This is a genomic window from Thermosporothrix sp. COM3 (genome assembly GCF_059696735.1).
Genome location: NZ_AP019376.1, coordinates 5307786 through 5326023, shown reverse-complemented (window position 1 = coordinate 5326023; position 18238 = coordinate 5307786). Strand labels below are relative to the sequence as shown.

Here is an 18238-nt window from a genome sequence, read left to right as displayed (position 1 = left end):
ATTTCCATTTCACGGATTTTTTGTGACAAAATCCCTTCACAAGCTGACAATTTTTAGGTATACTTTTTAGTGCAATTGACTCACATCCCTCTACTCGTCGAATAGTTGAGTCAATAGGATCGAAGGAGTGTATGTATGGATGAGGATGGTGTGGTCTGGATACCTTCCCCCAATTACTTCCCGAATCGGGACGGTCACTCTCCAAAATGGATCGTACTTCATGGTACTGCGGGCTTTCATACAGCACAGGAAGTCGGCTATTACTTCCAGCGTGAGGATAGTCAGGTAAGCTCCCATTATGTGGTGGGTCAGGATGGAACCATTGTACAGTGTGTCAGCGAAAAGGACGGGGCGTGGGCCAACGGCGGTCTGACCGCGGGCCATGATCCCTGGTGGCCGACAGACGTCAATCCTAATAATGTCACGATCTCCATTGAGCATGTCAAGCCGAGCACCGATAATTCGGACGAGCTGACGGATGCGCAGCGTGATGCAAGCTTTCGTCTCATTCTGCACATCTGCCAGCGTCATGGCATCCCAATGCGGAAGGCTGATGGTGACGGCGGCATTACCGGCCACTTTTCGCTTGATCCGGTGAATCGAAGCCGTTGTCCCGGGCCCTATCCCTGGGACGATCTCTTTCGTTTTTTAGAGGAGGGAGATATGATCAGTCTCTCACATCCGGAGGTCGCAAACTACTTTGAAGACGCGGGCCCTGATCGTTGGCGCTGTAAGAAAAACGGCCTGACTATCTATGGGGCCATTCTCAAGTTTTATCGTTCCTTTGGTGGAAATGGCTTCAATGGCCTGACCTATCTGGGGCTCCCTCGTACCGGGGAACTCTACCCCAGGCAGGGAACGGCTGTTCAGCGGTTTGAACGGGGCATCGTCGCCTATGATCCGCGCCACCAGCTTGACTGGCCTCCGGGCAGTGGCAGCGTGTACCTGCTCCATCTCTCCTCACCGTATGGGAAAGCGCAATCGGCCAACGTGTTCTCGGCGCTGCTTCAACGCCTTTCGCACCAGGAATAAATACGTTGCACGCGCACTCTGAGAACAGGATGCATTGCCAGATGAGCAATAAGTGTCAGGCACACACTTATTGCTCATGGTAATTTGCGCACCGTGTAAACTTAGTGCTACAATGAACATGTCCCATCGGATGAGGTGTTGTAAACTGGTCTGGTGGGACAACATTCTGACAGGACCTTTTTTCCAGAGCCAGCCAGGATTAAGAAAAGTGACATTATATCAAATAGAGGTACGGGCAACTTCCGATTCATACGATGGGTATGCTCGGCAGCTTGTCCAGGATATATTGCAATTACCGATTCATTCTCTTCCTTCACTCGCTACGATTGTTGACACCCCTCTTTTTATCCGTACCGCTCAGCTTTATCACCTTTCCGGTTCCCTGAGTGACACGGATCTTGAGCAATTGAAGCAACAGTTGCTTGTTGATCCCGTTGTACAGGAGGCTCGACCGGTAGGATATGCTGCTGACGTGCATACGGTGGATGTTTTCTACCATCCAGGGGTCACTGATACTCTGGCCGAAAGCGTGATCGAAGGCGCGAAGATGCTGGGAATTCAGGGGCTTGAGCACGTTGAGACCGGTCTGCGGTTCTTGCTTGATCAGCGCTTAAGCGAGGAGGATGTTCGTTTTATCGCGCAATCCCTGCTCTTTAATCCGGTTATTCAAACCTATGAGATCCATTGTGCAGGGGACCGTGCAAGCGGAGGCAACGAAGGTCAACCAGTCGTCCAGCCAACCACTGTCGCGCAAGCGGATGCAAGCGAGCGGAAGGTGCATGTGACGACTGTTTTCATTTCCGGGATGAATGACAATGAGCTGATCGAGCTCAGTCGTTCCGGTTTGCTTGCCCTGAACCTTGAGGAGATGCGCACGATTCAGGCCCATTACCGTGAGCTTGGACGCGAGCCGACCGATGTTGAGCTTGAAACAATCGCACAAACGTGGTCGGAGCATTGTTCGCATAAGACCTTCAAGGCGACGATTGAGTATCGCGAACAGGACGAGCAGGGGCAAACGCAGGCACAAGAAACCATTCATGGCCTGCTGAAGAGCTATATCATGCGTGCAACCAAAGAGGTGCAGCATCCTTATCTTGTTTCGGCCTTCAGCGACAACGCCGGGATTATTCGCTTTACCGGAAGCCATGATCTGGCGTTTAAGGTCGAAACACATAATCATCCCTCGGCAATTGAACCGTTTGGCGGCGCGAATACCGGTGTTGGTGGCGTCATTCGTGACGTATTGGGCGTCTCGGCTCAGCCGATTGCCTGCACCGATATTCTCTGCTTTGGTCCGCCTGATACACCTGTCGAAGAGTTGCCGCAGGGCGTCCTTTCTCCGCGTCGTATCGCCAGTGGCGTTGTCAACGGCGTTCGCGACTATGGAAACAAGATGGGCATTCCGACCGTGAACGGAGCCATCCTGTATCACAAGGGCTATATCTATAATCCGTTGGTCTTCTGCGGCTGTCTGGGTGTGTTACCTCACGGAAGTCATCCCAACGCGCCTCAACCCGGCGATCTGATTGTTGTACTGGGGGGGCGAACGGGACGCGATGGTATTCATGGTGCGACCTTCTCTTCTGGCGAGATGAGTCATGAGCTGAATACGCAGGCAGGTAGCGCTGTTCAGATTGGTGCGCCGATGACCGAGAAGAAGGTCACGGAAGCGGTGATCCAGGCGCGTGACCGTCGCCTGTACAACGCGATTACCGACTGTGGTGCGGGTGGCTTCTCGTCTGCGGTGGGTGAAATGGCGGCAAAGACCGGCGCCCGTGTTGAGCTGGCCCATGCGCCGTTGAAGTATCAGGGACTTGCGCCCTGGGAAATCTGGCTTTCTGAAGCGCAGGAGCGCATGGTACTGGCGGTTCCTCCCGCGAAACTGCAAGCGCTACTAGATATCTGTGAGATCGAAGAGGTTGAGGTCAGCGTGATTGGTGAGTTTACTCGCGACAAGCGACTGACTGTGACCTATCAGGGGCAGGTTGTCGCAGATATCTCGATGGAATTTCTGCATGATGGTTGCCCGCTGCGCACCTTAGAGGCGACCTGGACGCGCAAGCGGCCCGACACGGCGTCGACGACTTCTGTTGCATCTGCGAATGCGCTTGGTAGCTCCTATGGCCCCGCTTTGCTGGCGCTATTGCGTCATCCCTCGATCGCTTCAAAAGAAGATGTTGTGCGCCGATACGATCACGAGGTTCAGGGGGCGACCATTCGCAAGCCGCTGGTTGGACGCGCTGGCAATGGCCCGGGTGATGCCGCCGTGCTTCAGCCTCTTCAGCCGGTTCTGGGTGAAGAAACGCGGGCCGGGGTTGTACTCTCAAATGGTGTGAATCCGCTGCATGGCACGGTAGATCCCTACCATATGGCTGTCAATGCGGTGGATGAGGCACTGCGCAATATTACGGCTGTTGGCGGCGATATCACGCGAACTGCCATTCTTGATAATTTCTGTTGGGGCAATCCGACTGACCCCGAGCAGCTTGGCACGCTGGTCCGTGCGGTGAAGGGCTGTTATGATGCCGCTGTCGGGTTCAAAGTGCCCTTTATCTCTGGAAAAGATAGCCTGAATAACGAGTACCGTGCCGATGGCAAACGCCTGCCAGTGATCCCCACGCTGGTGATCTCGGCGGTCAGTGTCATTGAGGATGCGGCAAAGACGGTAGATATGGCGCTCAAGACGCCTGGAAACCTGCTCTATCTGGTTGGACGCACGCGCAATGAACTGGCTGGCTCACATCTGAGTGAGGTTGTTGATCCGGGTTCGCTGCATAATGTCTTGCCACAAACCGAGGTGCCACAGGTCGAGATTCCCACTGCCTTTGTGGCTATGAAAGCACTTGGAGAGGCCATTCGTAGGGGACTGGTTCGTGCCTGTCATGATCTCTCCGAAGGTGGTCTGGCTGTTGCGGCGGCTGAGATGTCACTTGCGAGTATGCTTGGCGTGCGCCTCGATGTCGCTCAGGTTGGTATGCTGAATGTCAGAGCGAAGGACGAGGAGCGCCTTGAGCCAACCCTACGAGAAGTGACGCCCGCTGCGCTCGATCTGGTGCGTCTCTTCAGTGAATCTCAGACTCGTTTCCTGGTTGAGGTGACTCCCGAGCAGGTTGGTGCCTTTGAACTGCAGATGCGAGGCGCTGCGAATCTGACCTATCTGGGCAGAGTGACGCAGGATGATCGCTTTGTGATTGTCAATGGCGAGAAAGAATTGATCAACCTGAGTGTTGAAGAGCTCCAGGAAGCCTGGAAAGGAGGGCAGGCATGACCCGCGCTATTGTTCTACGTGCTCCCGGAGTAAATTGTGATCGTGAGGCGGTGTATGCCTGCCGTCTGGCCGGGTTTGATACCGATCTGGTGCATATTAATGAGCTGAGTAAGCAGCCAGATCGCTTGCTTGATTACCATTTTCTCCTGCTCCCTGGCGGCTTCTCCTATGCTGATGATCTGGGTGCAGGAAACCTGATGACCAGAAAGCTGATGCTGCATCTCGGGAAACAGCTCCGACAGTTTGTTGATGAGGGACGCCCGGTGCTTGGCATCTGTAACGGCTTTCAGGTGCTGGTGCGCTTTGGCCTGTTGCCCGGCGTCTTCGATGATACCGGACTGCCCCAACGCGCGACGCTGACTGAAAATGAACTGGCTCGCTTTGAATGCCGCTGGACAACGCTGGCGACGCAGCCAAGCGCCTGTATCTTTACCCGGGATATTGATCGTCCGCTGGAAATTCCGGTCGCGCATGGGGAGGGACGCTTTGTCTTCTCTGGCGATATTGCGGATCTGGAGGCAAACGGCATGGTCCCGCTGGTATATGCGACCGCGACCGGGCGTACCGGCTCGGCAGTGAGCTATCCCGAGAACCCGAACGGCTCCGCGGGAAACATTGCGGGCGTGTGTAACAAGCAGGGGAACGTGCTCGGCCTGATGCCGCATCCCGAGCGCTATGTCTCCGCACTGCAACATCCGCAGCATCGGGGACTGGCGAACGGTGAGGGCGATGGCCTGATTATCTTCCAGAATGCCTATAGCTACGCTCAGCAGTTTTCCAGAACGATGGTCGCGGTCAGCGCCCCTACGCCGACCAAAAAAGCCGATACAGGCGCTACTTCTTATGCTGATAGTGGTGTGCATATCGACGCTGCTGAGCAGGCCAAGCAGTTGATGAAAAAGTCGGTGCAGGCCTCTCATGGGCCCGAAGTGCTGGCCGGGATAGGTGCGTTTGCTGGAGCCTTCAGCGCCGAGGCGTTGAAAAAGATGCAGTACCCCGCGCTGGTTGCCTCTACGGATGGTGTAGGGACGAAAACGTTGATTGCCGCACAGGCGCGTCGCTATGATACGATTGGCTATGATATCGTCAATCATTCGGTCAACGATCTGGTGACACAGGGAGCCAGACCGCTCTTCTTCCTCGATTATATCGCAACCAGCCAGCTTGACCCGGTCCAGGTTTCGCAGATCGTTGAGAGCGTGGCGAAGGCCTGTCAGGAGGCCGGTTGTGCGCTGATTGGGGGCGAGACCGCAGAGATGCCGGATGTGTATGTTCCGGGGGCCTTTGATCTGGCCGGGACGATTGTTGGCGTCGTTGAGCGCAATGAGATGACCAACCCGCAAACGATCGAGCAGGGCGACGTTCTGCTTGGTTTCCCTTCTAATGGCCTGCACACAAATGGCTATTCTCTGGCTCGTAAACTGCTGGCTCCGTACTCGCTGGATACCGTCTTGCCGGAACTTGGTGAGTCATTGGTTGATGCGTTGTTGCGACCGCATCGAAGCTATCTCCATGAGATTATGGATCTCCGTTCCTACCTGGCGATTCGTGGACGGATTATCAAAGGAATGGCGCATATTACTGGTGGTGGTTTCCAGGGCAATATCTCACGCATTCTGCCAACTGGCTTGCAGGCTGTGATTCAGACCGCTTCGTGGAAGACTCCACCCCTGTTCCAGTTACTGGCTCGCTTAAGCAACCTGCCGAAAGAGGAGCTCTATCAGACGTTTAATATGGGCATTGGCATGGTTCTGGTCCTATCCCCTAAGGCAGCAGTAGAGGCCCGAAGCCGCATTCCTGAACTGATACAGATCGGTCGTATCGAGGCCGGTCAGGGTGTCGTCATTCAATAGACCGATACGACCTTGAAGAAGGGCGGTCCGTGAGGTTCGCCCTCTTTGTGGTTCTCTACTTGTGGAAGGAGAATGAGATGAACGAGAAGCCTGAATTTGGGCCGTTGCTTGCCGAAGGAAAAACAAAGAAGATCTACGCGCATCCTGAAGAGAGCTCGCTGGTCTACATCGTGAACAAGGATGCTATTACCGCCGGTGATGGCGCCCGCCGCAATGAGCTGGCTGGAAAATCTCGCTGGAGCACGCAGACGACGGCTAATGTCTTTCACCTGTTGAACGAGGCAGGCATTGCCACACACTTTGTCCGCCAGGTCGATGAGGTGACGCTGCTGGTACGTCACTGCTCGATGCTCCCGATAGAGCATGTACAGCGTCGGCTGGCGACTGGCTCGTTTCTCAAGCGGCATCCCGAGGTGAGCGAGGGAACGCGCTTTGACCCGGTGCTCATTGAAACCTTTTTAAAGGACGATGTACGCCACGATCCTCAAATCTGGCCGCAGGATATCGTTCAGTCAGGTATAGCTACCGAGGCCGAGATTGAGCAGATGGCGAATATGGGCCGTCAGGTTTTTGAGGTGCTTGAGCAGGCCTGGGCTGGCGTTGATGTTGTGCTGGTCGATCTGAAAATTGAGTTCGGTCGCACCGCTGAAGGAACACTGCTGGTGGCTGATGTCATTGACAATGATAGCTGGCGTCTATGGCCCGGTGGCGATAAAAACCGCATGCTGGACAAGCAAGTGTACCGCAATCTACGCGAAGTCACCGCGGATAGTTTACAGGATATTGCCGACCGCTACGCACTGGTTGCGGATCTGACCGGCAGACTGAAGTTGTAATGTCTTGCGTTTTCATGGTTTTATGGCTGAACCATCTGAATACGTCTGGTAGTATGCCAGAGAGGAGCTATCATGGAGCGACTACATGAGGCTTGTGGTGTGGTGGGGATCTATACGCCACAGGACAATGCTAGTCTGGATGTGCGGCGTTATCTTACCCTGGCCCTGAGCGCTCTGCAACATCGTGGGCAGGAGAGCGCGGGCATGGCTGTATACAACGAGGATGGCACCATCTCGCATCGCGTTGGTATGGGGAAGGTCCGCGAGGTGTTCCCCGACTCCGGAACAAATCTTCCCTGGTCGAGATGCGGCATCGGGCATGTGCGCTACTCTACAACCGGTTCCAGTTGTGTCGAGAATGCCGGACCTTTTGTTGTCGGTGGCCGGGCGGAATCGATCGCGATTGCTCATAACGGCGACCTGGTCAATGCCGCAACGCTACGGAATGCATTCCCACCAGAAGCGCTGTCTTCAACAACAGATAGCGAGGTGATTGCCTGGCTATTACTCTCCGTCGAGGGAAAAACGTTCCGTGATCGCATGTATGAGGTCATGCAGATGTTGCGTGGCTCATTCAGTCTGGTGATCCTGGCGAACGGCAAGCTCTACGCGACTCGCGATCCCTGGGGACTACGTCCGCTCTGTATTGGACGTCTGGGCAATGGCTGGATCGTTGCCTCGGAGTCTTGTGCACTGGATCGCACGGGAGCTACTTTTGTGCGCAAGGTTGAGCCGGGCGAACTGATTACGATTGATGAGAATGGTATACAGAGCGAAATGCTGATCGATCTGCCAACACACTCGCTCTGTGTATTTGAATATATCTACTTTTCCGACGCTACCTCGCGCCTGAATGACCGCTACACCTATTTTGTGCGTGAGGCATTGGGCCGTGAACTGGCACGCGAGCACCCGGTTGAAGCTGATCTGGTGGTGCCCGTTCCGGATTCCTCTATCCCCTCTGCTCTGGGATACGCTGAGGTCTCGGGTATTCCTTACAGTCAGGCCATTATCAAGAACCGCTACAGTGATCGCTCGTTTATCAAACCGGATCAGCGCTTACGTCAGCTAGAGGTTGATCTGAAGTTTAACTTTGTGCGGCCGAAGATCGAGGGGGCACGCCTGATCATCGTTGATGACTCTATCGTGCGTGGCAACACGGTCAAGCGGCTGGCCTCGGCATTGCGCAACTATGGCGCGAAGGAGATCCATCTGCGGATCAGCTCGCCTCCGTTGCGACATCCCTGCTATTTTGGGATCGATATTCCACGCGATACCGAATTAATCGCGGCGGGGCGCAGCATTCAGGAAGTGGCAGACTATATCGGGGTCGAGAGCCTGGGCTATTTGAGTCTGCCCGGCCTGGGACGCGCTATTCATAGTGCCGGAGCGCATGCGTATGAGTTGAACGATCAGGAAGGCATCGAGTTGCTCAACCGGGAGTTCTGCTATGGCTGTATGGAAAAGCAGGGCTGGCCGTTTGATCCGCAGATTGAGCGCAAGCATGGTCCGGCTCCGCTGAGCTTCGTTCCTCGCGATGCTATTATCAAGGGGAAGAAATAGAGCAAAGGAGAATGAAAAACGTGCGCGTTTTAGTTATTGGTTCAGGGGCGCGAGAGCATGCGTTGGTCTGGAAGCTGGCCCAGAGCCCACGCGTTGCCAGAGTATACGCCGCTCCTGGCAATCCTGGCATGATGCCCCATGCAGAGTGCATCCCGATCAGCGCTGAGGATGTGGTGGCTTTAGCCAACTTTGTGGAGCGAAACCGCATTGACTATACGGTGGTTGGCCCTGAGGCGCCGCTGATTGATGGAATCGTTGATATCTTCGAGCAGCGTGGGCTCCGTGTCTTTGGTCCCGATAAAGCAGGAGCCGCGATCGAGGGGAGCAAGGCGTTCGCCAAAGAACTGATGAGCGAGGCTGGCATTCCCACCGCTCAGCACCGCTCATTTACCGATTATGAGCAGGCAAAGGCATATCTTGAGGCACATGGTGCACCGGTTGTGGTGAAAGCTGACGGCAATGCGGCAGGCAAAGGCGCAATTGTCGCGCTGGATATGCAGACCGCACAGGAAGCGTTAGCGGATATGATGGTTCGGCGCGTCTTCGGCGCGGCTGGCGATATCGTGGTGATTGAGGATTATTTACAGGGCGATGAGGTCAGCATTACCGCGATCTGTAATGGTGAGGACTATGTGCTGCTGAAGTTCTCCCAGGATCACAAGCGCGCCTTCGATAATGATGAGGGCCTCAACACCGGCGGTATGGGCGTCTATCTTCCGCTGCCTTTCGTGAGTGAGGAGCAAGCGCAGCAGGTGGAAGAGCGCATTGTCAAAGCGACCTTGCGGGCGTTAAAGCAGCGCAATATCACCTACAAGGGCGTCCTCTACAGCAATATGATGCTGACAGAAAATGGCCCGATGGTGCTGGAACATAACGCACGTTTCGGGGATCCTGAGACGCAGGCCTTTATGATTCTGATGAAGGCCGATCTGCTGGATGTGCTTGAAGGGAAGCAGGTCACGCCTGAAGAGCTCTGGCATCCGGGTTTTGCGGTTAGCCTGACGCTGGCTTCCGGTGGCTATCCCGGCAAGTATCAGAACGGACTGCCGATCAGTGGCATTGAGGAGGCCAATCAGCTCGATGGCGTGCAGGTCTTTCATGCGGGCACAAAGCTTGACGGCGGGCAACTGGTTACGGCTGGCGGGCGCGTTCTGAGCGTTGCGGCTCGCGGTGAAACTCTGGAAGAGGCCGTTACGAAAGCCTATGAGGCTGCGAAACTGATCTCTTTTGAAGGCATGCACTATCGACGCGATATTGCTCATCGAGCATTACGCGGGCGGTAATGTGCAATAGAACAGAGGACATTGAAACGTGAGGAGTGAGAGTGAGGCACCGCGCACCTTGCGTCTTGCCGTCTTGATTTCTGGTTCTGGAAGTAACCTTCAGGCGCTCATTGATGCGATTGAAGGGGGCCATTTGCCGGGTGTTGAAATCGCTCTGGTGGTGAGCAATAAGGCGAACGCCTATGGTATCCAGCGGGCGCTTCAGCATAAGCTTCCAGTCCTGTATCTGCCCTGGCGGCAGCGGAGCGCGTGGGAGAACAAACTTCATGAACTGGTACAGCTATTTGCTATCGATCTGATCGTGCTTGCGGGCTTTATGCGTATTCTGTCCGCCGAGTTTATCGAGAAGTACCCTCGGCAGATCATCAACCTGCATCCGGCCCTGATTCCTGATGGCGGCGAGGGCGAGACCTACACGACCTCTGACGGGACGGTGATTCCCGTTTTCCGTGGAATGCATGCCCCCCGGCAGGCGCTCGAGGCAAAGGTCAGTGTGACGGGCAGCACCGTTCACTATGTGATCCCGGCTGTGGATGCCGGCCCCCCAATCTGTCGGCGCGAGGTGCTGGTTGCGGCTGATGATACCGAGGAGTCGCTACAGGAGCGTATCAAGCTGGTTGAGCATGAATTAATCGTTGAGGCGATCAAAGAGCATATGCGCCAGACACGATAAAATGATGTAAGGGAGAAAAGCCTTCAGGCTTTTCTCCCTTTCGCTGTTTTAGCTGGCCGTGTGTTCTGCCAGCCAGCGCTGCGCGGTGCGCATCTCGGCATGGTTGATGTTGTGTCCGCCACTCTGCCAGAATGTGGTAACATCCGCGCCTGCCTTCTTGAAGAGGTATTCCATGATCTGTATCTCTTTGGGCGGGATCAGCTCATCCGCGGAACCGCCGGTCAGCAGAAGGGGCTTCCCGCTGAGGTCTGGAAGCTCATCCGGGATCAAGGGAACCCGTGAGTGCAGAATGATCGCGCCATCAAACAACTCCGGGTGTAGCAGTAGAAGCGCGGCTACCATATTGCCGCCGTTTGAGTAGCCCACCGCAAGACGCTTCTTTGAGCTGATGTTATAGGCGCTTTCCGCCGCTTTTAGAAAGGCGGCCAGCTCATTGGCTCGTTGACGAGCGCTCAGTGGATCAGGTGAGCCATCGGGCTGGCGTAGATAGTAACGCGTTTTTCCCTCTTCCTGCTCTTTGCCACGTACACTGAGCAGGGCGGCTCGTGGATCAAGCAGGCGGCCGACGCCGAGCATATCTTCCTCATTACTGCCCATCGAGTGGAACAGGATCAGCACCGGGCGCTCGCTGGCCTGCGTTGGTTCATAGATATGGGTAAACCCGTGCAGTGTATGTCTGGTAGACAACGATTGTTCTCCTGAAATAGAAAGGGATGGAAGAGAGAGGGGCTATCCTCTCCCTTGAAATGCAACATCCGATCAGGATGCGCTGGTTTTCTCCCGCTGTTCCTTGCTCTGCGTCTCTTCCTTGCGGGCTGGTTCAGGAAGAGTCCTTTGCAGCCGCCGAATCTCTTGCTCAAAGATGCGGCGCACAATCGCGACCGTACAGGCATAGGTTGAGTCCATGCCAAAGTAGGAGAGACTGCCTGCGCCCAGATTCTTGCCACGCGTATAGGGCGTGTCTGAGGCGTAGTGCAGGATACCCAGTTCATAAGGCAAACTGGCAAAGTTGATATTCTCGCCAATCGGGTAGCGGGTCAGGTATTGATCCTCGTAGATGGCGTTCAGGTAGGGGCCGCTTTCCATCTCGACGACCGTGTAATTGGCCTGATAGTAGAAGTCGAGATACTGGCGATTTTGCAGGAATGTTCCTTTTGCCGAAACGGCCTTCTGATTGTCCAGCACCGAGCCATAGATCAGATAGGGCTGCACATCGCTGGCATTGAAGCGGTTGTCCAGCCAGTAGACGTTCTGACTATGCTCATCCAGCACGACATTGGAGATCATCACATCGCCGATGCTGCCATTGAGCGTGGCGGCTTTCCCCAGAATATAGATGCCTCGAATCTGGGTCGTATTCTCCATGATCTCGCGCATCATGCGGTAGGCGGCCATCCCGAGCGGATAATCAATATTGAGAATGATCGCTCGACTCTCGGCCAACAGGTTCATATGAGGCATGCGGCAGCGCGGGTCAATCTCGAATGGCTGGAGCTTTGCCAGCTCGAAGATCTGGGCATCGATTTCCAGCCCATGCCGTGCGTTGACACGCCAGATGCCGCGTTCCTGCTCCTGCTGCTCGCGCTGCTTCAGGAACTCCTGGCCCTGCGGCGTGCGCCCCCACTCGCGAGCCACGAAGTAGAGGAAGTTATGCCAGTTGCCCGGCACGATGCCTTCTTGTAGCTTGCGGCATTCTTCGGTGAGGTAGCGATCCGGCCCCTTAAGCGCGAACCGGGTAAGCTCTTCTTCTCGTTCAATGATGCTGCCAGAGACCAGATTGACCAGACTATGTGTGTTACTGGAAACAAAGTAGATCGGGCGATCGTTGAGCTGGAGCTTGTCGAGCACTGCTTCCACCGGTGCCCACCACTGACGCGTTGCCCGCACATAGCCAACGTGCGAGCCACCAAGCATACGCATACGGAAGCTTTTGCGCTGGCGGCCAATCATCAGCAGGTTGTGCCAGAGCTGATCACCCCAGATCACCTCAAGCCGTTGCCAGTCATCCCGGGCAATGTGCAGCCGCTCGCTGACCACCTTGCTGATCTCGGTAAAGACGGGAGAACTTCGATCCATTCGTGTCTCAAGCAGCTTCATCGTGGTTGGATCTTCGTTGAGCAGATAATAGATCTTGTTCCACTCAATCTGGAAAGCAACCAGAATCGGCACAATGTCATCTGTATCGCTGACGCTAGCAACATAGACGGCCAGCGTTTCTTTTCCATCATAGAACCACTTGCGGCGGCGGGCTGGCGCGGTCACGGCTTCCCATTGGTCCACATGGTAGCCCTGGTTCAGAAAGACCGTCTCGGATTGCCCGAGCAACACCAGATTACAGTGCAGGATGGCGGAGGGGAGCCGCAGCACACTATAGATGAAGGCTGACATATCGGGCTTGGCCGAGCGCGCGTCGGGATGCAGGCTCGAATCGATGTTATAGTGTGCCTGAACCAGCGCCTTTAAATTGATCTCTCCGGAACTGCGCAACAGGGTATTGTAGGTACGAATATACATCTCGACATCTCTGGTTCCGGCCTCGTGATAGCCTTCTCCATGCTCAATCGAGGGAATAATACTCGTTCCTCGGCGCTGGCTATCTGTTTCCAGCAAAACTTCATCAACGCGTTCGTTTTCTTCAAATGGCGGCTGATATGGCGTTGCAGCTTCCACTGGCCGCCTGTATGTATGTTTGTTTCGGCTATTATTGTTCTTTTGTTGACGTACCATAGACGTTCTCTTTTCTTTCGGGGAAATGCTTCGCTTTTTTTCGTATTCCTGCTATTATACTTAACATGAAAACTGCTCTTCTGTTTGCTTCTGGCGAAGAGTCGACTTTCTTATAGAACGAAGGAGGGCCAGAAAACGGATCATGTAGCTACGACATGAACATAAACTCAGCACTCATCTGTGAGGGTTAGACGACGACCGTAAAAGATATTGGTTTATTGTAGCATGCGGTCTTACCCTTTTTCAAATAGTGTTTGCTTGTTAGTGGAGAGTGAAGGAGGCGTTATGGACATTGTGAAAAAACTCCTGGCATTACCGTTCATGCATCTGTTGATCGAGCTCGGTCTGTTCTTCGTGCTGTCATTGCTGCTGTCTTTGGGGTTGCTCTTTGTAGAGGTTCCGCGTGGCTGGCAGGATGTCATTCTCTATGCGATCTCGGCACTGGCCGGGGTCATTACCTTGCTGCTTGCGCAACGCTGGCCCGAGCGTCTTCCCTCGGTGGAGGGTGTGGGGTTGTCCCCGCGACATGCGTTACGCGATAGTGCGCTTGGCCTTTTCTGGGGCTCGATCCTGGTGGCGGGAGTTCTGGGGTTGCTGGCCTTGCCGGGCTGGTATCGGGTAACGGGCATGATCGCGCCGGGGCAGATCCCCGCTTTCCTGCTCCACGGTCTGCTGCTCTTTCTGGCCGGAGCAATCTATGAAGAGGCCTTCTTTCGTGGTATCATCTTTCGACTTCTTGAACGGATCGTCGGGTCCTGGGGGGCAGTGGTGCTCAGCGCGGCACTGTTTGGGCTTGCGCATCTGTTAAACCCGCATGCTACCATTCTCAGCGCGCTGACGATCATGGTCGAAGCAGGTGTTACGTTCGCGGCCATTTACATGGTGACGCGCAGCCTCTGGGCCGTGACCGCTGCTCACTTTGGTTGGAACCTGATGCAGGGAACCATTCTGGGCGCGCCTGTCTCCGGAATCGCGTTTCCCGGTATCCTGCATGCAAGCCTGAGCGGTCCCGAGATCTGGACTGGTGGCAGCTTCGGCGTTGAGGGCAGCCTGATAACGCTCTGCCTCGGCGTGTTTCTCGCCGTCTACTTCTTGCGCCTTGCGCAGCGGAAAGGGCAGATCTATACCCCTGAGTGGATGCGCAAGCTCTTGCTCAAGCAGCAGATAGCCTAATGTTGCTCCTTTGGCTTGTAGAGCACGACGATATACTGATGCGCGATATTCGGGATGTAGGCAACAGGGTAGCCATACGGGCGTAACCGCGTTCCTACCTGATACCAGATGATCTCGCCTTTGGGGATAAAGCCATACCGTCTGGCTCTCCGGGCGAGATCTACATGTGTGAAGATATATTCTCCCCGCTGATAGGCGTTGCGCACAATCACGACCATGTACTTCTGTGGCTTGAGCAAGCGATAACACTCCGCGAAGACCTGCCCCATTGCATCCAGATAGGCTTCATAATCGGGAAGATTGGCGAGATCGGCGGGATGGTCGGAGCGCATATCATAATCGGTCCGCCGGTTGGCATGATTCGCGGCGTAGCGGGTGTTTGACATGGTTTGCTCAAGATGGATATTGTAGGGAGGATCAGTCGCGATAAAGTCAAAGGAAGCGGATTCCATGTCCTGCATTAGCTTCAGACAATCGCCACAAAGCATCTGTTGCGGTAGCAGGGTCCCCTCGCTCTCGGTAAGCACGTGTTGATAGATCTCTATCCATTTTGGGTTGATCTCAATTCCAATGGCTTGCCGTGGCTTTTTACAGATGGAGGCACCAATAAGCGTGCCGCCAACGCCCGCGAATGGGTCGAGCACTCGAGCGCCCGGCTTGGTGAAAAACTCGATTAACTGGCACATAAGCTGTGGAGGCTTATTTGCTCCGTGCTGCTTGCGTAGCTTATGTCCGTATGCTGACGGATAGGACGTGGTGTGGATGCTCTTCGTAAAATACAGCCATTCTGCTCCTGTTAGTTCATTGAGCGTATTACGCGCTGAAATATTGCTATTATCCACAATTTTGCTCCGCTATCCCTATTACTCACGGTATGTCATCCTTTTCCAGACCAGGCGGTGCATACATGTGAGTAATAGCTTTTCTTAAAAAGAACACTTTTGCTTCTGTAATTATGCTACCAAATGCCGCGAAAATACGTACATTATATATAGGAGGTGTTGCTAAAACGTTGGGTCTCCCCATGCCCAACGTTTCCCCCTGGTAACACCTTCTATGCCTTACTTCCTTTTATGCGTTCCAGAGTAATATATCCTCGTTCCCGGGGAGTGCTGTGTGCTGCTGCTCTGCTCCTGATCTCCTCCATTCGCAGTATACAGCTTTGTTCAATAATAACTTTTGGATGATCTCATTGTAATCAGCTTGCGAAAAGTGCCCGAAGTGCGAGAGGCAAAGCTGTTGCCGCAGATCAGGCCAGCGGCGCACACGTTGCCCTCGACCCAGATGGAGCGTCTCTTCATAGAGCTGTTGCAGGGCGGTTGCCCGCCGTTCCTGCTCCTGAGCAAGAAACCATTCTTCCCCGAGAACTCCCCGACAGCTCTCCCTGTACAGGTGCTGCCGATAGAAGCTAATCGCGTCATTCATACAGAGCAGGCTATCCTGGCGGCGCGTGGCAAACAGGAGCGTATAGGGTTGTGCCGCAACATGCGCCGGACCGACCTGCATCAGGACCGGAATGCGCTGAATTGGGAAGGAAAAGTGACGTTTCATCACTGCCATAAAGAGCGTGAGAAAGCCTGAAACGGCCTTTGCGGGCGGCAGTGTTTTCCAGCGATCGCTGCGCAGAAGATCTTTCAACTGTGTCGCAACCTCGCTTGAATGCTGGGCTGTTTGCATCAGGGCCGTGACCTGTTGATGAGAAATCAGCAAGCAGAGCTCGGTGGGAGCTGTCCGCCTGAAGAGTGGTACAAGCTGTTCATAGCGAAAGAGGTTTGGACTCAGAGGGTTAAGGAGAAAGAGCGCTGGCGATTGCTCAAGCTGTTGCAGTATGGTTGTCGCTGCATTGGGCCAGGGGAGCTGAAAAAGAGTGCTTTTGCCAGAAAGAGTCAGGGGTTGAGCGGTATGCTTCCGCTTGCCGGGAGCAAAAAGCAGGGCGGAGAACTGAAAAGATGCGTGTTCTTGCTTCAGGCTGTTTGTGAGCGAGAGAAAAGGCTGAAGCGCCGCGGGCTTGCCTGTCCCGTTGCACTGAGAGGACAGGGCACGCGTCTCAAGCCCCAGGGCATCAATCCAGTAGCAGCGGCGAAAGATACGTGTGGCGATCAGGGAGCGACAATAGGCCGGAAGATAGTGTTCTACCAGCCACTCTCGTACTGAGGACAGTACGTCCCATTCGGTGAGACGGCGCGTTCGGCGTGTCACCGTTCCGGTTCTGCTCTGTTCTTGTTCATTGTGATCGATATCGGCCCACAGGTTCATATTGCGCTCATTTTATCACAACCGGGTGAGGAGATTCCGGGAAAATGCGGGCAATTCTAAAATGCTCGTATAATTGCTTCTACCTATGATGAGAAAAAAAAGATCCCCCATCCATAACGAATGGGGGCATGAGGAACGGCCGTTAATGGGCGGCGGTTGCCAGTAGATCATCTTTATGGACGCGCATGTAGGTCACACTGATGAGCGAGACGATCAGCATCAGGGCCGAGAAGGTCATCAGGCCATAGAAGCCCTGCCAGTCGACAAAGATGCTGCCAATACCCTGGCCGAGTGCCTGGCCGATACCCAGCACGACAGAGTACAGGCCCATGACCGCGCCACGTTTGCCAGGCATGCTTTCAGCAATGGCGTTCATCTGAGAGAGCGCTACCGGCGTAAAGCCAGCCAGCAGCAGCAGACCAACCACCGCAAGCACCAGCATCGAGATGGCAAACGGCAGTATCCCGGCAGGCAGGCTCTCCATCGTGCCACTCAGGCTATTGACGATCGAGAGGGAGGCAATCAGCAGGGCCAGCCCGGAGAGACCGATATACATCACGGTTGAGCGACGCATGCGCGGGACAATAAACATCCACAGGCCCATTCCTATCAGGAAGAAGAGCGCGAACAGTCCCACCCACATCGTCGATGCCATGCGATCGAAGCCGCCGTAGAAGAGCTGTCCCGGATGACGTGCACTGGCGGCGGGCTCTGGATAGGTCATAATCAGCAGAATCTGGTTCGGGAGTGCGCCAATCAAGGCGTTCACGGCGAACCATGCCGGGATAAAGGTGAAGATGCGGCGATGGCGGATCATCGCGAACCCTTCCCAGATCGAAGGGTGAGACGCTGTCTGCTGCTCACCGATGTGATGGCTCTCTTTTATGCCGAAGAAGGACACAGCGACGATGGTCAAGTAGAGCGCAAGCACGATCAGGAAGCCCGTCGTCCCGGCCATTTTGCTGATTGCCCCACCAAGCGGGATTGCTAGCGCCAGTCCGGCCACCGTGACGACCTCAAAAGCGGTATTTACTTTCGCGCGCAGCTTCTCAGAACCAATCGTCACATCTGTGAAATAGCCGAGCGTGCCGGGCACATTCATGCCAGTGGTGGCACCTTCGAGCAGACGCCCAACCAGAATGACGCCGAGCAGGATCAACAGATGCAGATTGAACTGATCCGCGTTCGGGCTCGGGTAGATGCGCGAGATGGTGAAGAAGCCGAAGACAGCAATAGCTGCCGGAAGCGGACCAAAGACCAGGAAGGGACGGCGGCCAAAGCGGTCTGAAAGGCTGCCGATGATGGGAGAGAGAAACAGTTCAGTCAGGTAGTAGGATTCAAGAACAAGGGTGACCAGGAAGGCCGATTCAAAATGCTCTCCCAGGTAGAAGGTCAGAATAATAAAGCTCACACGCCCGGCGACACGAAGCAGCAGGGTCGACAAAATGATGACCGCCAGGGATGAGATACTGAGTTTTGGTGTGGTTTCAGGCTTTTTTACGAGCTCCCTTGGAGGACTCTGTTCATGTGAATTGGTATTTGTAATCATGCAGGCGTAGCTTTCCAATCAT

At 54.7% G+C, this 18238-nt stretch carries 13 protein-coding genes; 8 read left to right on the top strand and 5 right to left on the bottom strand.

Annotation, left to right across the window (positions count from 1 at the left end; translation table 11 throughout):
• Positions 1-135 precede the first annotated feature (135 nt).
• The 7 genes from KTH_RS22625 to purN all read left to right on the top strand — a co-directional run bounded on the left by KTH_RS22625 (position 136) and on the right by purN (position 10511).
• The gene (locus KTH_RS22625; protein WP_111325342.1) at positions 136-1032 is read left to right on the top strand and encodes an N-acetylmuramoyl-L-alanine amidase; all 897 of its coding nucleotides are present in this window, start codon (positions 136-138) and stop codon (positions 1030-1032) included.
• Between the two features lie 208 nt (positions 1033-1240).
• Positions 1241-4303 carry a phosphoribosylformylglycinamidine synthase subunit PurL gene (gene purL / locus KTH_RS22620; RefSeq protein WP_211326337.1) on the top strand — a complete coding sequence of 1021 codons (3063 nt, stop codon included), beginning with the start codon at positions 1241-1243 and terminating at the stop codon, positions 4301-4303.
• Positions 4300-6156 (top strand): phosphoribosylformylglycinamidine cyclo-ligase, encoded by a 1857-nt coding sequence (gene purM / locus KTH_RS22615; protein ID WP_111325340.1) that lies wholly within the window; start codon positions 4300-4302, stop codon positions 6154-6156. The genes purL and purM overlap by 4 nt, the downstream gene beginning before the upstream one ends.
• Positions 6157-6233: 77 nt before the next feature.
• Positions 6234-6992 (top strand): phosphoribosylaminoimidazolesuccinocarboxamide synthase, encoded by a 759-nt coding sequence (locus KTH_RS22610; RefSeq protein ID WP_111325339.1) that lies wholly within the window; start codon positions 6234-6236, stop codon positions 6990-6992.
• 72 nt (positions 6993-7064) lie between these two features.
• Positions 7065-8555 carry an amidophosphoribosyltransferase gene (gene purF / locus KTH_RS22605; protein ID WP_111325338.1) on the top strand — a complete coding sequence of 497 codons (1491 nt, stop codon included), beginning with the start codon at positions 7065-7067 and terminating at the stop codon, positions 8553-8555.
• A gap of 20 nt (positions 8556-8575) precedes the next feature.
• Positions 8576-9838, top strand: coding sequence for a phosphoribosylamine--glycine ligase (gene purD, locus KTH_RS22600; RefSeq protein ID WP_111325351.1), 1263 nt, complete (start codon positions 8576-8578; stop codon positions 9836-9838).
• 28 nt (positions 9839-9866) lie between these two features.
• Positions 9867-10511, top strand: coding sequence for a phosphoribosylglycinamide formyltransferase (gene purN / locus KTH_RS22595; RefSeq protein ID WP_111325337.1), 645 nt, complete (start codon positions 9867-9869; stop codon positions 10509-10511).
• 48 nt (positions 10512-10559) lie between these two features.
• On the opposite strand, the gene KTH_RS22590 is transcribed toward purN, so the two are convergent.
• Together KTH_RS22590 and KTH_RS22585 are read right to left on the bottom strand one after the other, a co-directional pair.
• Complete coding sequence (locus KTH_RS22590) at positions 10560-11198, bottom strand: alpha/beta hydrolase (RefSeq protein WP_497621181.1); 639 nt, start codon at positions 11196-11198, stop codon at positions 10560-10562.
• Positions 11199-11270: 72 nt separating this feature from the next.
• The gene (locus tag KTH_RS22585) at positions 11271-13238 is read right to left on the bottom strand and encodes a DUF6909 family protein (RefSeq protein ID WP_497621179.1); all 1968 of its coding nucleotides are present in this window, start codon (positions 13236-13238) and stop codon (positions 11271-11273) included.
• A 285-nt stretch (positions 13239-13523) separates the two neighbouring features.
• Between KTH_RS22585 and KTH_RS22580 the strand changes: the two genes are divergently transcribed.
• Positions 13524-14411 carry a CPBP family intramembrane glutamic endopeptidase gene (locus KTH_RS22580; RefSeq protein WP_170142892.1) on the top strand — a complete coding sequence of 296 codons (888 nt, stop codon included), beginning with the start codon at positions 13524-13526 and terminating at the stop codon, positions 14409-14411.
• Here the strand turns inward: KTH_RS22580 and KTH_RS22575 are convergent.
• From KTH_RS22575 to KTH_RS22565, 3 genes are all read right to left on the bottom strand, one after another.
• Positions 14408-15253, bottom strand: coding sequence for a DNA methyltransferase (locus tag KTH_RS22575; protein ID WP_170142891.1), 846 nt, complete (start codon positions 15251-15253; stop codon positions 14408-14410). The genes KTH_RS22580 and KTH_RS22575 overlap by 4 nt on opposite strands.
• A 229-nt stretch (positions 15254-15482) precedes the next feature.
• Positions 15483-16667, bottom strand: coding sequence for a hypothetical protein (locus KTH_RS22570; protein WP_111325333.1), 1185 nt, complete (start codon positions 16665-16667; stop codon positions 15483-15485).
• A gap of 142 nt (positions 16668-16809) precedes the next feature.
• Positions 16810-18216: an MFS transporter gene (locus KTH_RS22565; protein ID WP_111325332.1), complete on the bottom strand. Its 1407-nt coding sequence runs from the start codon at positions 18214-18216 to the stop codon at positions 16810-16812.
• Positions 18217-18238: the final 22 nt, after the last annotated feature.